The following is a 15501-nucleotide window of genomic DNA, read 5'->3' on the forward strand; positions in this document are numbered from 1 at the left end:
TAAGTTTTGTTAGCGGGTGATGTTCGTTTCTCGTGTTAATTTCCACATGATGCTTTCATAATCGTCATTCCATAATGCGGGAATAGCAAGCCCGCTGTTCATCAGTTCATCCGCGCCATAGACGCCGCCTTTGTTGCAGGAGTAATCGCTGCTCTCATCCAGACCTTGCAATCGAACCGAGCTCACCCGGCTGTTTGCCTCCGCTCCGGTTCTGAAATAAAAGACTAGCGCTTCGCTTTGGTCGGCGGAAACAAACATCCATGACGTTTCATTCCCTTCAAACGGGCTGAGCAGCCGGTAAAAACCGCCAAATTGGATTAACATCCGGTTTGTTTTATACAGCTCAATTTGCCTCCGAATCTCAGCTTTTTCTTCTTCGCTTAACACGGTTACGTCAAGCTCGTATCCGAAGTTCCCGCTCATGGCGACATGCCCGCGGATGTCCAGTGAAGTGCTGCGGTGGACTTGATGATTCGGAACCGCGGAGACATGGGCACCCATGGAGATGATGGGATAGACAAGGCTTGTTCCATATTGAATCTTCAAGCGGGACACGGCATCTGTGTTATCGCTTGTCCAGGTCTGAGGCATATAATACAGCATGCCTGGATCAAAACGCCCGCCTCCGCCTGAACAGCTTTCGAATAGGACATGCGGGAATGTTGCCGTCAGTTCCTCCATTACTCTATACAAGCCAAGGATATAGCGGTGAGCGGTTTCGCGTTGTCTTACCGGCGGAAGGGTCGCCGAGCCGATCTCTGTCATATGTCTATTCATGTCCCATTTGACATAGGTAATTGGGGCGGACGACAGGATGCCCGAAACCATGGAGATGATTTCGTCGCATACTTCCGTCCGCGAGAAGTCAAGAACCAGCTGGTTGCGTCCCTCTGAACGGTTGCGGCCGGGAACATGCAGACACCAATCAGGATGCATGCGGTACAGCTCACTTTCCTGTGAGACCATTTCCGGCTCGAACCATAAGCCGAATTGCATATCCTTGTCCACGATTCGCCCGGCCAGCCTGTTCAATCCGCCCTCCAGCTTGTTCTCATTGACAAACCAGTCTCCGAGGGAAGACTTATCATCATCGCGTTTGCCAAACCAGCCGTCATCCAAGACAAACAGCTCCATGCCAAGTGAGCTGCCGGCTTCTGCGATCCGTTCAATACTGTCTGCAGTAAAGTCAAAGTAGGTTCCTTCCCAGTTGTTAATCAGAATGGGGCGGACCTGGTCGCGGTATTCCCCGCGGCATAAACGTTCTCTGAACAAACCATGAAACGTCCGGGACATTTCTCCCAACCCATTCGCCGAGTAGACAAGGATCGCTTCAGGACATTGAAATGTCCCGCCAGGCTCAAGTCTCCAGCTGAAGTCAAAATCATTGATCCCCATAGAGACCCTCGTGGTCGAGAACTGATCCACTTCCGCTGAGGCTGTAAAGCTTCCGCTGTACACCAGACTGAATGCAAAGATCTCACCGCATGCTTCTGTAGCTCCTTTTCGTGCCAAGGCAAGAAAGGGATTATGCTGGTGGCTGCTGGCGCCCCGGCGGCTCTCAATAGACTGGATTCCCTTATGCAGCGGTTGTCGTTCAATATGCCGTTCTCTGGCCCAGGCGCCGGGAAGATGTACCATGTCAAAATGGTCATCGCGGAAATCGACATTGGCGCTGAAAGCCCGCAGGACCTGCAAGGGTTCTGCTCCTTTATTCAGCAGCCGGACGGAGCGGGCAATTACATTTCGTCTTTCGTAAACGGTATAAGACAACGTAACGGAGAGATCAAGGATAGGATCCAGCAGATGGATTTGCAGGGTCTGCGCTTCATCTTCGTCTTCCACATAAGTAGCGGGAAGACCGTCTAAGGACGGTTTTCCCTGTATAATCTGATAGGAGATCACCCGCAGATCGGAGACGGTTGTACCATCCATGCCCTGAATTTGATAGGCCGGATTGCGGAAATCAGTGCCTCCGTAAGCCGGATATTCCTGCGGAAGTGTGTCAAGGGAGAACGTGCGGTCATCCGGGTTGGGGTTAGGGGAGAATCCCCGGTCCAAATATTGCAGCGCATTGCTGCCATCATATCGGCGCAGACGTTTGCCCCAATAGAGATGGGCCAGATAGCCCCCATCAATAATTCGCAGTATATAGCTGGTCTCAGCCGCTGTTAAATGGAACGTACGGGATTCGGCATCGAATTGTATACTCATCTGGGCTCACTCCTTTAACGGTTAATTAACGAGGTTCAGCTTTTTACAGCCCCGGCGGATAAGCCGGCAATGAAAAAACGCTGGAGGAAAAGATACAACAGCGTAAGCGGCAGCATGGACATCAGAGATCCGGCGGCTACCCAGCTCAGATTGCTGGTAAACTGGGAGAAAAATGCGGATAAGGCCACTGTCAGTGTATGCATGCTGGACGATTGCAGGAAGAAAAGAGAGAATTGATAGTCATTCCAGATCGAAACCCCTGATAAAATAATCGCCGTCACCGTTACGGGCTGCAGCAGCGGCAAAATGATTTTGAAAAATAGTCCTACTCTGGAGGTTCCGTCAATCATCCCGGCTTCATCCAATTCTTTGGGGATGGTGCTGATAAAACCGGTGTACAAGAAAATGGTCATCGGAAGATTGAAGGTTACATTGAGCAGGATCACACCCCAATACGTATTTAGACCATTCAAGTCCACGATGAACTGGTATAGCGGCACTAACACGGTCAAGGGGGGGACGATCAGCGCGGAAATGAACAGAATATAAACGAATTTATTCAAGCGTGTCTGAAAACGGGACAACGGGTAGGAGGCAAGCGAACCGACAACCAGAATAATGAGAACTGCAAAAAACGTGATGATTATATTATTAATAAAGGCACGGTCCAGATTGGCATATTGCCAAGCATTCTTGAAATTGTCCAGATTGAAATAACCCGGAAGAACCCACTTCGAACTTAAATCACTTTCCTTTTTGAATGCGGTGCTGACTAATAGGTACAGCGGAACAATATGAACTACGCCAATCAGCGCCATCAACGCGATTTGCCACTTATTTATTTTGGGGGTTGCCATTATTATGCATTCTCCTTTCTCCGCAGCAGAATCAATGCAGCTATGCCGATAATGCTAGTAATAAAGAACATTAAGTTACCCATAGATGCCGCGTATCCAGCGTCCTGTCTGGCAAAATACATTTGGTACATCATCGTCGACAGAGACTGTGAGGCGTAGCCGGGACCTCCGTTGGTTAGAGCGATGATTACGTCAAACAGCTTCAGTCCGCCAATGATATTAATGACCACATTGATAGTAATTGACGGGGCTAGCAGGGGGAAGGTGACATTCTTGAAACGCTGCCAAGCGGATGCGCCGTCCAATGAAGCTGCTTCATAATAATCGGGAGAAATGGACTGCAGGCCTGCCAAATAAATAATCATGGCCGTACCGACAAATTGAAAAGTGTTGACCAGTGTAATCAGCCAGACATTCAGCTGCGGATTGGCCAGGAAATTAACCGGATCTTCGCCAAATAGCTTAACCAGATCGTTCAAGGCGCCGCCGTTCATCTGGAAGATAAAATACCAAATGTAACCCATGATCAAAGGGCTGATAATGACCGGCAAATAGATGATTGTTCTAACGATCCCTCTGCCTTTAATGCTCTGGTTCAGCAAAAGCGCGTACAGCAAGCCAAACAAGTTTTGCAGAATTGTGCTGCCCAAACCGTAGGTTAATGTATTTTTGACAACCGTTCCTATATTCGGATCTGTAAATAAGCGTTTATAGTTGGCTAAGCCAACCCAGGCGGAATTTTGCGAATAGCCGTCCCAGTTTGTAAAAGAGATCCGTATGCCGTTCATAAACGGGTAAAAAATAAATGCAGCAAACAAAATCAATGCCGGCACGTACATCATATTGATTCCGAGTAATGATTTCTTCACACAATTCCCTCCTCTATGAGGAATAGAGAGCCCTCTCTTCAGTGAGGACTCTCTGTTCCTGCTCTATATCTATTTCTGCTGAGCTTTTAGCCGTTCTACTTCTGACTTCATATTCTCGCTGTATTTCTTAGCGGTGATATTTCCGGCCAACAATTCCTGGGCGTTCGTAATCATTACATCCCACATGCCGTTAGGAAGGTAGATCCGGTCAAAATAAGGCAGTACTTTAGTGTCTTTATATTGATCATAGTAATCACTGAAAGCGCCACCGCCGGATACATCCTTGAGGGCGGCTGGAGAAAGGGTGGCATCAGATACTTTCTTGACATTGTCCGGCTGTGCCATATAATTCAGGAAATCTTTCGTTTGCTCTGGATAATTGGTGTCCTTCCATGCCCCCAGTGCAAGGCGCTCGCCTCCGGCAAAGGTAGGCTCGTCGCCTGCAGCAATAGCCGGCAGCGGAGCGATTCCCATTTTCACATCAGGATTGATCTTTTGGATATCTGCATAGGACGAAGGAGTGTGGAACGCAAATGCCAGCTTGTCTTCAGCGAAAAGGCGGGCTTCATCCGCATATTTTGCCGTCAGCAAGTCGTTGTTCGTATAGCCCTTGTCATATATTTCCTTGAATTTCTCAGGCAGATAGGTCCATTTATTCCAGTCGAAGGTGCCGTCAAGAAGTGCCTGGGCTTCATTCTGCGGCGGAGTAATCAGAAGCGGATTTGCCATCATATCAAAGAACTGGCCGATGGTCCAAGGATCAAGCCCGGAGAAGAACATCGGAATGACTTCGCCTTTGCTTTCTGTTTTGATTTTTTCAGCGGAAGCCAGCAGCTCATCCAGGGTAGCCGGCGGCGTCACACCGTATTTCTCAAGTACATTAACATTATAGAAAAGGCCGTCTTTCGCTTCGTTGAGCGGCAGCGCGTAGACTTTACCGCTTTCATCCGTAAGCGTGGGTTTGATCGTATCTGTCATTTTTGCTGCCCAAGGTTCGTTTTTAAGATCCATGGTGTAATCCCCGTAACGGAGCTTGGCCCAGCCATGGGTATCGAAAATATCCGGCAATTCGTTGGAGGCCATTTTCATTTTCATAATACTTTCATAGTTGGAGCCTGGAAATTGAACCTCAATTTGTGTCTCCGGATGTTCCGTTTGATAGTTCGCTACAATTTCCTGGATGACATCCCGCACACCCTGTTCACCTACGGTCAGCATCATGGTCAGCTTGACGTTTTCTGCTGCACCTTCCACATTCTTGTTTTCGTTATTGCTGCAGGCAGCTAGTCCGAGACAGAGACCGGCGGCCAGTACAGAACTTAGATATTTCTTCTTCATTTTTTTCATCCCCCAATTATTAATTAACGCGCTTACATACAAAAGAATAGCATTTATAAAAGCGCTAACAAATGACACCATTCTACGATTTATGCGCTCATTTCTCGAATTGACTTCTTGTTGTACTTTCCTTATTCTTGTTGTAGTAAAGGAGGGGCTTTCCATGAAACTGCATACGCTGCGATCCAAATTAACCCTTTCTTACGCGTTGATCATTGCCATCCCCGTGGCGATTATCATGGTTTGCATGCCGGCTTATTATCAGTACCTATTGGAACGGGAGACCGAAGCGCTGACGCGGAACACGCTTACCTCCATGACTGAACATATTGTGACCTATCTGGAACAGTTAGAGCAAATCACTTATCTTCCCTATTTTAGCCCGGAATTAATGCAAGCATTGATTACTAAGAATACTTCTGATTATTCTTCCAATACCGATTCCGTCAAATACCCGGTGGAGCTATCCTTAAATACCTTCCTGCCGGCATTTCTGCTGACCTACGGCAACAATTTATCAGCCGCCTTGCTGCTGACTCAGAATGGTGACGTCTACAGCCAGACCAACGGTCTGTCGGATGTTGTTGAAGATTATCCGTTTTTTGATCAGCCGTGGTATCTTCAAACGGTACAGGCGGATGGCAAAGCAACCTTTATTAGCACCCACCATCAGGATTATTTTACAGCCCCGCTGACCAAACGTGTATTTTCCGTAGCCCGCGTTATTAAAGATCCTGAATCCCTTCGTCCGCTGGCTGTCATTATGGCTGATGCGGAGACAAGCTTGCTGGACGAGATTGTGATCAAGGATTTTGGCGTGCGGTCCATTAGTGCCATTCTTAATGAAAAGGGAGAGGTCTTTTATTCCACGGCCCCTTTGTCAGAGCACATTCTCCAGGAGATCTCCAGTGCAGGGGTATCTCAGGTTAAAGATTCCGGAGAATCTTATGTCGTCATCTCCAAACCGATTCGCCAGGCCAATTGGAAAATGGTTGCCCTGCTTTCGAAATCAGAGCTGAGGGAAAAGGTGGAATGGATGTATATTGTAGGGCTGCTATTCGCCTTTATCGGCCTGCTGCTCACATTGCTGCTGCTTCGTTATGTTTCGCGCTGGATTGTGGGTCCCTTTCTTCAAATGAAACAGGCGATGAAGCAGGTGGAAAGAGGGGATTTCCAGGTCCGGCTGGAGCCCGTCGGCAAAGACGAAATCGCCAGTCTGGGATACTCCTTTAACCATATGATTGACACCATTAACGAGCTGATCCAAAAAGAATACGTCGCCGTCTTGAATGAAAAGGAGATGAGATTCCGGGCGTTGCAAGCCCAGATTGAGCCGCATTTTCTGTTCAATACGTTAAATGGATTTTTCGCGCTGAACAGGATCGGCGAGAAGAAAAAACTGGAGGAGGCCATCCTTTCTCTCAGCTCGCTGCTGCGATATACGCTTGTTCAGGAAAATTGGACTACCATAGGGGAAACCTTTACTTTTCTGCACAAATATTGCGGCTTGCAGAAATTGCGCTTTGATGAACGTCTGGAGTTCAGCCTGCAGTTCGATCCGCGGATTTCAGAATTCAAGATTCCGAAACTGCTGCTTCAGCCACTGGTCGAGAATGCGATTATTCACGGGATTGAACCTTCAGCCATGCCCTGCCGCCTTGTTGTCAATGCGGGTCTGGAGCAGGAGGGCGAAGATTGCCTAATCATAAAAATAGAAGATAGCGGAGTGGGGTTCCTGGAACCAGCCGCTGAATTAGAGGATAGCATTGGACTGCGTAATGTGCAGGAGCGTTTGAAATTTGCTTATCCGTCCGCTGCCTTTGATATTCACAGCTCGCCCGGAATGGGGACCACCGTGACCATTCGAATACCGCTTAAGGATGTGGAGAAATGAGAGTGCTTGTTGCAGATGATGAGAAGCTATCCAGAGTCTCATTGATCAGCATGCTGGAGGAATCGGAGCGCGACATTTCAATTGCCGGTGAGGCAACCAACGGGGAGGACCTGCTGAATGCTTTGTCAAAAATGCAGCCCGATGTAGCTTTTGTCGATATCCGAATGCCCAAAATGAACGGACTGGAAGCGATTGAACACGGCCGCAAGCTTTCACCCCATACCCAATGGGTCATTTTGTCGGGTTTCTCCGAGTTTGATTATGCCCGCAAGGCGCTTAGCCTGGGAGCCTTTATGTATTTATTAAAGCCTCTGGGGATGGAGGAGCTGGGATCGGTCCTGGATTCACTTTTTACTAAGCTTGATCAGACCTACCAAAGGCTTGACGACGAATTTGAGCATTACCTGCTGGCAGCTTTGACTAACGGGCAGTCCCCCGGCTTGGCAGAATTCATCTCCGAAGCCCGTTATACGAAATATAAAGTGTTACTGATTGCGACAGATACCCATGCGTTCCCGGGACAAATGGAACAAGCCAAGCGCCGTTTATACAGTGCAATTCAGGAGACAGTCAGTGGATGGTCCACTTTAACTTGCCGTGTGGCAATATTTACGCTGACTAGCGGGGAAACGGCGGTGGCGATGTGTTGGCAGGAGGGGAATCCTAAAGACGGCGTGAAGATGGAAGCGATTACTGACAGCATATATCACCGAATAAACCGTCTGACAGACCAAAGAATTGCCTATACTCAGGTTGATAGCAGCATATATGCAAATATTGGCGGCATGCTGGCAGGTCTGCAGGACATTCGCCGGCTGCTGCCGCTGCGTGCCGTCATAGGAATTAACCACAGATTTTCGCTTGAAGAACTTCAGAAGCAGCCTCCTGCAGCAGCTCATATGGGACTTGTATTAACCAAGCTGGTCGATGATTATCATCACCATCTCTATATGGATTACTGTTGGGAGCTGGAAGAAATTACGACCCTGTTAAGGACGGAACAACACTCCAAGCAACAAATAAAGCATATGCGGAGTTTTATTCAATATGGAATGAATGATAGTGCTGAGCTTGAAACTGTTGAGCTGACGGCCCTGCTTACCCGCCATGCGGATAAGCTGTTAACGGACAAGAAAAAACTGGAGGGCGAGCCTCCGGATATGATCTCAGAAGTGATCTATTCTATTGAACAACATTATGCCAGCGATATCTCCATTGCCCAGTTGGCGGAGAGGCTAAGAATCACACCTAATTATCTGAGCTCTACCTTCCACAAGAAGACAGGGACCACATTTACGAAATATTTGACTCGTCTGCGGATTCACCGGGCCAAGGAGCTTTTAAGTACGACCAACCTTCCGGTAAAAGATATCGCCCTGCAAGTGGGATATTACAGCACCAGGCATTTCGTCAAATTATTTATAGAATCCGAAGGCTGCTACCCGACAGAATACAAGAAGCAGGCTCGGTTATAGGTTAGCATGTACACACCCATCACGCCGCAGAGCTGAAATGAACAGGTAATGTTTTGCGCTTTCTGGGTAATAATTGATATGCATTTGGATAACCTATCCATAACCCGGAAGAAATGAGGCGATAAGCATGTCTAATTTGAACAACAGTCATCAGGAAGCTGTCGAGACGGTTAGAGATTTGATCAAAGGCATTGATACGGCCATGTTAACAACGATATCGGCCGAAGGACTGGTATCCCGTCCCATGAAGACACAGGAAGTCGAGTTCGATGGAGATTTATGGTTTCTTACCAAGAAGGATACCAGCAAATTCGAGGAAATTCTTCATGACCCGAGGGTTAATGTCATATACGCTGATAAATCCTATGTCTCCATCCGTGGAACAGCCAAGCTCGTTCAGGATGTGGAGAAGAAAAAAGAATTTTGGAATCCAGGCTACGATGCTTTTCTCCAAACCAGCTATGATGACCCCGACGTGATTCTGATCCGGGTCCAAGCTGAAGCGGCTGAATATTGGAAGAGCGGCAACCTGGCTGAGAAAGTGACTTACCTGTTTAAACGGCTAACGAAGCAGGATACGGAGCAATCGAATCTCAATGAGACGATTGATTTGAAGTAGGAGTCCGTGGCGATAATCACACAATGCATAAATAGCCTGATCCGCAAATAAAGCCGCCGGGAATTTTCCCGGCGGCTTTTTGCCGGATTATTCCGCCTTTTCCTTCCCTTGAGCGAGAAGCTTGTCGGCCGCCTGCTGCTGCCGGTATTGTCCGGGAGTCAGCCCCGTCCGGCTCTTAAACATCTTATTGAAATAGCTTACGTTCGCATATCCGATTTCCCGGCAGATCTCCTCAATGGAAAGGTCGAGCTGCTTCAATAGCTCCATAGCCCGCTTCATGCGAAGCTGGATCAAATAATCGTTGACGGTCATCCCTGTGGACTCCTTGAAGATACGGCTTAAGTAGGATGAGCTGCGCTGAACATATTCGGCTACCGTGTCCACAGAAATATTATTATTAAAGTTCGCATCCATATAGTCTGTTGCCAGCTGCAGGGTCACATCCGTCATCTTGGAACGTTTCTCCTTGTGGTAGGTGATGATCCTGCCGCACATGTCCAGCAGGCACTCTTCCATATCGGACAGGGTCTCGGCACGCGCCAGTACATCTGCGTAAGCCGGTCTGTCCCCGAACACTGCGGACATATCGCCCCGGGTCTGGACAAGTGTCTTCATAATTTCCCCGCTCAGCTGGAAGAACAGCTGCTGGATATTGGCCTTCCCCAGCTTCTTGTCAATCACGGTCCGGGTGATCTGCCGAACGGCATTGAAGCATTCCTCTTTATCCGTCTGCAGCAGCGCCTGCAGCAGTTTTGTTTCCAGCTCGTAGGGATAATAATAAGCCTCTTCTTCTGATTTCCAGTCGGCGAGAATGTCATAGGACAGTATTTCGCCTTTGCCGATGTACATTTTCAGATTCAGAGCTTCCAAAGTATTCTCGTATGCCAAACGGACCTTTTCTTCTCCCTTGTAAATTGGACTGACGGCGAAGGTCGCGTTCATGCTGTACCGGCTCAGCAGAAGCTGCTTCAGCTTCTTGGCTTGCTCCAGCGGGAATTCGTCGTCGCCCGGAGGAACAGTCAGGAGAATCACCGTCCGCTTCTCATCCTTGGCGAAGATTTCACCATTGATATCGCCTCCCAGCTCTTCCATCAGCCCGTAGCGGAACAGGTGGAATTGGAGGTTACCATCCGGTCCGTTCAACGGATAAGGCTCCTCCAGCTCAAGGGTCAGCACGGCAAACCGGGTGAAGTCCAGCCGGAGCCCCAGCAGCTCTGCCGCCTGATCTGTACTGCCGCCCTGGATGAGGTCGTTCAAATACTTCTCCTTGATCGCTGTCCGGTTATCGGTAAGAAGGGAATCGACCTTCCCCTTCTCCGTCATCAGCGTCTCCCAGTTGCGGGCCAGCTGATCAAAGATATGACGGATGAAGCCGGCTTCGTCACCGGCAGGCAGTTGGGGGGATTCTCCGTCCTTCTGACTGGCTTGGGAGCCGCCGATATAGGAAATTACACTTTGGAGCGGCCGATACAATCTTCTGGACAGGAAAAAGGATAAGGTGAACGCGGCTATCAGGTATGCCGCTGCAACCGTGATGACAATGACCTTGATCCGGTCCATCCCCTGCAGAAGAGCGGAACGTTTGGTAATGTCCACGAATCTCCAGCCGGTCAGCTCCGAGGTTGTGTAGGAGACGATCCGGTCGGAATCATCAATGTAGAAGCCGCTTGCCCCGGTCAGCCTGTCGGGGTCCAGCTGTTGAAGCAGGGATTCCCCGGCAGCAGCATCGGAATAGAGCAGCTCGGAGTCCGGCCCTAAGACAAGGGTGTTGCCTTTTTTATTATGATAATGGCTTAAATAATCGTCGAATAGCAGTTGAAGCTTCAAATTCATGACGATGGCACCGTTCACTTGACCGATTAAAGGCATTTTTTGAAGCAGGCTGGCGGCAGGGTGATCCGGGGAGAAGCCGTCTTGCCGGCCGGTAACCCAGATTGTGCGGCTGTCAGAAGGCTTATTCCAGACCTCAATCCAAGAGGTGTCCACGAAGGTGGAGATGGGTGATGCCTTGATCTCGGGACGCGAGGTCAGGATAAGCTCCAAGGGGGCGTAATATAAATAGATGGAATCGATGTAGGGGCTGACCTTCTTCTGTTCTTCCACGAAGCCGGTGAGATCAATGAGGGAGCTGACGCTTAACTTGCTGCCGTTCGTATGATACAGATAGGATTGGGTCGTAATCATGCCGGTGGCGGCATATTTGATGGCGGTCAGTTCCTTGTGGATGAGCTCCTGCTGCTGTGTCAATATGGATTCGTTGTACGCAATGGCGTTCTGAATGTTATTGTCCGCTGAAATGGAGTAAGTAATGGTGGAAATGAGAATGACGGTGATCACGGCAATAGCAGTGAAGGATAGAAGCAGCTTGACGAACATCGTATTATGTTTGATCGAGCGGTTTCTCAGCAAGGCACTCACTCCACTTCTCTAAGATGATTACGCTTACATATTTAACCAGCAACTCAGCGAGGTACAGGGGGATTATATCACAGATGGGTTTTCCGGCAAGGGGAAGACCGAAAAACATATAAAAAAAAGAAAAACATAATCCGCTTTCTGGGACAGAAATGGCCAAAAACATAAAAAGAAGCGAAAGAGAGGATTGTGTACTTGGTCAGAGCAGGCTATCGTAAATGTTGTAACCGCTACCATAACCCCGGCCGGGAGCTATCGTCAGGATGCGGTCCAATACAGTTTCGATTAGGGGGACATTCATGTGCAGACAAAACTTAAGAAACTAGGCAATGTCATGATGCCGGTGATCGTTGTGGCAGGCTTGCTTGCCGGGTGCGGCAATGGCGGAGATAACGGGAACAGCGCAAACAACGGAAAGAACGCGGCTTCGCCAGAAGCAAGCAAGAGCACAAACACCGCAAATACCGAAAAAGCGGCGGCAAAGCCGGTGGAGATTACATGGGGTATCCACTTCCAGGCTCAGGGAGTTGTAGAGGACTCCGCTGTTCAGAAGTGGCTTGAAGAGAAATTTAATGTAAAGATCAAACCGGTGAAAGTGACCGATGCCAGCATCGCATCCGGAGAGATTCCTGACATCTTCATGCTTGGCGATCCCTCCAACGTGACGGCGTATATGAATCAGGGTGTTCTAATGGACATTGATCCGAACATGCTGAAGGAAAAAATGCCGGAGTATTCCAAAGATATTGAAAAAAATAACGCGCTGTTTCAAACCGTTACTGTAGACGACAAGTTATGGGCCATCCCAATGTTTATTGATCTGAAGCCATATGATCTGGCGATGCTCTGGCGCAAGGATTGGCTGGATAAGGTAGGCATCACAAAGGCTCCGGAGACACTGGAGGAGTTCGAGAAGGCAGTCTATGCATTTGCTGAGAAGGATCCGGACGGAAATGGCAAAAAAGATACCTACGGCTTGACGGGTACGGCGACTTCCACCTGGTCATCCGGCTTCTATTCTATCTTCGGTGCGTTCGGCGTGGAACCGACCATGTGGCACGAGAAGAACGGAGAACTGATGAACGGCTCCGTGATGCCGGAAACGAAGGAAGCGCTGGCCAAACTTCGGCAGTGGTATGCCGACGGGGTCATTGACCCTGAGTTTATCACGGATACACAGGATTCCTACCGCAAGAAGCTTTACAATAACCGGATTGGTGTCATTGAGGAGCAGATTGCCAAAGGTGCGCTCCCGACTTCGGGAACTGTGACGGAAATGAAGTCTTTGAATCCTAATTCGGAGCTGGTCTTCGCTAAGAATCCTAAGGGACCCGGCGGTGACGGTTCTTGGGACTGGGGAGTGAAGAGCAACTTTGTCGTCATCAGCAACAAAGTGAAGGATCAACCGGAAAAGCTTGAGAAGCTGTTCGAAATACTGAGAGCAGAAAGCAGTGACGAAGAAACCATCAACATGACCAGCCTCGGGGTGAAGGGTACTCATTGGGACTTCGTTGAGAGCGGAGCCACCTCTGGAGCCACTACGTTCCTGACTGGCTTCGAGAAGCAGGAAGCACGCGATCAGATCGGCGTTAGGCTCTTCTCTTTCGGTAACATCACGACGCAGGCTTACCGTGAGAAATACTCTAATCCGGATTTGAATGAAGCTATCAAAACCTACTCCTCCGCTCCAAATATGACGGATGCGCTGCTCTTCTCGGCGCTGCCTTCCGATGGCAAATACAAGAACGACCTGACTTCGCTGATGCAAAAATATTTCGCCCAAATCATCAGCGGTGAAATTCCACTCGATGACTTCGATAAGTTCGTTACAGAGTGGAAATCTAGAGGCGGCGATGAGTTGACTAAAGAAGCTAATGCGATGTACCAGGCTCAATTTAAAAAATAAATAAATCCGGTTACGGTGATTCCGCAAGTGCAAAAAAAGGTTCTTGCGGAATGGCCGGTCGGGGTTTCAGGGGAGTGCAGTATGAAAACCATAAGAAAGCATGGAGAACTAATGGCTTTGTTTCTGTTTGCCTTTATCTTCTTCGTCATCTTTAAATATGGTCCGCTCTACGGCGTGATCATTGCCTTCAAGGATTTCCGGGTTGTGGATGGAATATGGGGAAGTCCCTGGGTGGGCTTCCAACACTTTCAGGAATTGTTTCATAGCAGCGACTTTTACCGTCTCCTTAAAAATACGCTCCTTCTGAACATGTACCAGCTGATCTTTGCTTTTCCTGCACCGATCATTCTGGCAATACTCCTGAACGAAGTCCGCTCCCGCGGCTTCCAGAGATTTATTCAGACAACTATGTATTTGCCCCATTTCGTATCTTGGGTAATCATGTCTGGGCTTCTTATCTATTTTCTATCGCCAACTACCGGAGTTGTAGCTCAAATCGTAGGCTGGTTCGGAATGGAACCCGTTTTCTTCATGGGCAAGAAAGAATATTTCCGGAGCATCATCGTAGGTTCCTCCATCCTGAAGGATCTGGGCTGGGGTTCAATCATTTATTTTGCAGCTTTGTCGGGAATCAACCCCGAAATTCAGGAATCAGCCATTATTGACGGAGCGAACCGCTGGCAGCGGATCATCCGGATCAATATTCCTTCGATCATGCCTACCATTTCGATCATGTTCATCTTGAGTCTCGGCGGGTTCTTAAGTGCAAATTTCGAACAAATCATTAACCTGCTGAATCCGGTCACTTTCGAAACCGGCGATGTCATTGACACTTATGTCTATCGGGTGGGGCTGCAGCAGTTCCAATACAGCTACACGGCGGCTATCGGTCTGTTCAAATCATTTGTGGGGCTGCTGCTCATTCTGGGCGCCAATCTGACCGTGAGGAAAATGAGCCAAGGGGAGAACGGATTATGGTAGAAGCAGGAGGAAGTCAGTCATGAAGGTGAAAAAATGGCAGGATCTTATTGCCCCGGCAATTATCTATTTTGTATTATCACTACTTGCGCTTATCGTCGTTTACCCGTTCATCCATGTTATCGCAGTATCCTTCAGCGGCCGCGGTGAGGCACTCCGCAGCGGTTTCCATTTCATCCCAAGGGACTTCGAATGGAGAGCTTACAAGGAATTGCTGGAGTATCCATTCATCTGGTCGGGCTATGCGAATACTATATTCCGCATGATCGTAGGCACCCTCTTGACGCTGCTCGTCACCGTCTGCGCTGCTTATCCGCTGTCGCGACCGGATTTTCCGATGAAGCGTGTTCTGGTCATGCTCCTGCTGTTCACCATGATCTTCGACGGGGGCATTGTGCCGAATTATCTGCTCATTAAAGAGCTGCATCTGCTGAACTCACGCTGGGTGTATGTGCTGCCTTCGGCAGCTAATGCCTTCCAGGTTCTGGTCATGCTCTCATTCTTCCGCTCCATTCCGGATGCGCTGATTGAAGCAGCCCGTATCGACGGAGCCAGAGACATTAGGATCTTGTTCCGTATTGTGCTGCCACTCTCCATTCCGTCCCTCGTGACGATCGGGCTGTGGTCGCTAGTTCATCATATCAACGCATTCATGGACAATCTGCTGTATGTTACCGACCAATCGAAATTTGTCCTGCAGCAAGTCATAAGGCAAATTCTCATTGAGAACAAGCTCGATCCGTTCACTACAGCAACCAATCTGATGCCTCCTGCGCCAGAGAGCCTGAAGATGGCGTCAGTAATCGTATGTTCTTTGCCTGTGCTCATCATTTATCCTTTCTTGCTTAAGTACTTTGAGAAAGGAACAATGATCGGGTCGGTGAAAGGGTAAGCTCCGGGGAACCTCACGGTTCCCTTTCGAATTAAAACCGATAACAA

At 48.8% G+C, this 15501-nt stretch carries 11 protein-coding genes; 6 read left to right on the forward strand and 5 right to left on the reverse strand.

Annotation, left to right across the window (positions count from 1 at the left end):
* Nucleotides 1–9: 9 nt before the first annotated feature.
* The 4 genes from NST07_RS07785 to NST07_RS07800 all read right to left on the reverse strand — a co-directional run bounded on the left by NST07_RS07785 (nucleotide 10) and on the right by NST07_RS07800 (nucleotide 5275).
* Nucleotides 10–2211, reverse strand: coding sequence for an alpha-galactosidase (locus NST07_RS07785; protein WP_341090909.1), 2202 nt, complete (start codon nucleotides 2209–2211; stop codon nucleotides 10–12).
* Between the two features lie 35 nt (nucleotides 2212–2246).
* Entirely contained in the window at nucleotides 2247–3068 is an 822-nt protein-coding gene (locus tag NST07_RS07790) for a carbohydrate ABC transporter permease (protein WP_341090910.1), read from the reverse strand.
* 2 nt (nucleotides 3069–3070) lie between these two features.
* Nucleotides 3071–3910 carry a sugar ABC transporter permease gene (locus NST07_RS07795; RefSeq protein WP_341097588.1) on the reverse strand — a complete coding sequence of 280 codons (840 nt, stop codon included), beginning with the start codon at nucleotides 3908–3910 and terminating at the stop codon, nucleotides 3071–3073.
* A 96-nt stretch (nucleotides 3911–4006) separates the two neighbouring features.
* Complete coding sequence (locus NST07_RS07800) at nucleotides 4007–5275, reverse strand: ABC transporter substrate-binding protein (RefSeq protein WP_341090912.1); 1269 nt, start codon at nucleotides 5273–5275, stop codon at nucleotides 4007–4009.
* A gap of 163 nt (nucleotides 5276–5438) precedes the next feature.
* Between NST07_RS07800 and NST07_RS07805 the strand changes: the two genes are divergently transcribed.
* From NST07_RS07805 to NST07_RS07815, 3 genes are all read left to right on the forward strand, one after another.
* Nucleotides 5439–7169 carry a sensor histidine kinase gene (locus tag NST07_RS07805; protein WP_341090913.1) on the forward strand — a complete coding sequence of 577 codons (1731 nt, stop codon included), beginning with the start codon at nucleotides 5439–5441 and terminating at the stop codon, nucleotides 7167–7169.
* Complete coding sequence (locus NST07_RS07810) at nucleotides 7166–8644, forward strand: response regulator (protein ID WP_341090915.1); 1479 nt, start codon at nucleotides 7166–7168, stop codon at nucleotides 8642–8644. The genes NST07_RS07805 and NST07_RS07810 overlap by 4 nt, the downstream gene beginning before the upstream one ends.
* Nucleotides 8645–8771: 127 nt before the next feature.
* Nucleotides 8772–9263, forward strand: coding sequence for a pyridoxamine 5'-phosphate oxidase family protein (locus NST07_RS07815; protein ID WP_076110475.1), 492 nt, complete (start codon nucleotides 8772–8774; stop codon nucleotides 9261–9263).
* An 87-nt stretch (nucleotides 9264–9350) separates the two neighbouring features.
* Here the strand turns inward: NST07_RS07815 and NST07_RS07820 are convergent, their stop codons facing one another.
* A complete protein-coding gene (locus NST07_RS07820; RefSeq protein WP_341090917.1) occupies nucleotides 9351–11672 on the reverse strand; it encodes a helix-turn-helix domain-containing protein in 2322 nt (773 codons plus the stop codon).
* 307 nt (nucleotides 11673–11979) lie between these two features.
* Here NST07_RS07820 and NST07_RS07825 point away from each other — a divergent pair, with 307 nt between their 5' ends.
* The 3 genes from NST07_RS07825 (at nucleotide 11980) to NST07_RS07835 (ending at nucleotide 15454) form a co-directional block, all read left to right on the forward strand.
* Nucleotides 11980–13584 carry an extracellular solute-binding protein gene (locus NST07_RS07825; RefSeq protein ID WP_341090919.1) on the forward strand — a complete coding sequence of 535 codons (1605 nt, stop codon included), beginning with the start codon at nucleotides 11980–11982 and terminating at the stop codon, nucleotides 13582–13584.
* Nucleotides 13585–13665: 81 nt separating this feature from the next.
* Nucleotides 13666–14565 (forward strand): ABC transporter permease subunit, encoded by a 900-nt coding sequence (locus NST07_RS07830; RefSeq protein ID WP_341090920.1) that lies wholly within the window; start codon nucleotides 13666–13668, stop codon nucleotides 14563–14565.
* A 19-nt stretch (nucleotides 14566–14584) separates the two neighbouring features.
* Nucleotides 14585–15454: a carbohydrate ABC transporter permease gene (locus NST07_RS07835; RefSeq protein ID WP_341090921.1), complete on the forward strand. Its 870-nt coding sequence runs from the start codon at nucleotides 14585–14587 to the stop codon at nucleotides 15452–15454.
* Nucleotides 15455–15501: the final 47 nt, after the last annotated feature.

It is taken from the genome of Paenibacillus sp. FSL L8-0340, assembly GCF_038593145.1.
Classification (GTDB): Bacteria; Bacillota; Bacilli; order Paenibacillales; family Paenibacillaceae; genus Paenibacillus_AQ.

What these genes read in the sequence shown, in the direction of transcription:
- NST07_RS07785 (WP_341090909.1), bottom strand. Translation starts at nt 2,211, where the DNA reads ATGAGTATACAATTCGATGCCGAATCCCGTACGTTCCATTTAACAGCG.
- NST07_RS07790 (WP_341090910.1), bottom strand. Translation starts at nt 3,068, where the DNA reads ATGGCAACCCCCAAAATAAATAAGTGGCAAATCGCGTTGATGGCGCTG.
- NST07_RS07795 (WP_341097588.1), bottom strand. Translation starts at nt 3,910, where the DNA reads ATGATGTACGTGCCGGCATTGATTTTGTTTGCTGCATTTATTTTTTAC.
- NST07_RS07800 (WP_341090912.1), bottom strand. Translation starts at nt 5,275, where the DNA reads ATGAAGAAGAAATATCTAAGTTCTGTACTGGCCGCCGGTCTCTGTCTC.
- NST07_RS07805 (WP_341090913.1), top strand. Translation starts at nt 5,439, where the DNA reads ATGAAACTGCATACGCTGCGATCCAAATTAACCCTTTCTTACGCGTTG.
- NST07_RS07810 (WP_341090915.1), top strand. Translation starts at nt 7,166, where the DNA reads ATGAGAGTGCTTGTTGCAGATGATGAGAAGCTATCCAGAGTCTCATTG.
- NST07_RS07815 (WP_076110475.1), top strand. Translation starts at nt 8,772, where the DNA reads ATGTCTAATTTGAACAACAGTCATCAGGAAGCTGTCGAGACGGTTAGA.
- NST07_RS07830 (WP_341090920.1), top strand. Translation starts at nt 13,666, where the DNA reads ATGAAAACCATAAGAAAGCATGGAGAACTAATGGCTTTGTTTCTGTTT.
- NST07_RS07835 (WP_341090921.1), top strand. Translation starts at nt 14,585, where the DNA reads ATGAAGGTGAAAAAATGGCAGGATCTTATTGCCCCGGCAATTATCTAT.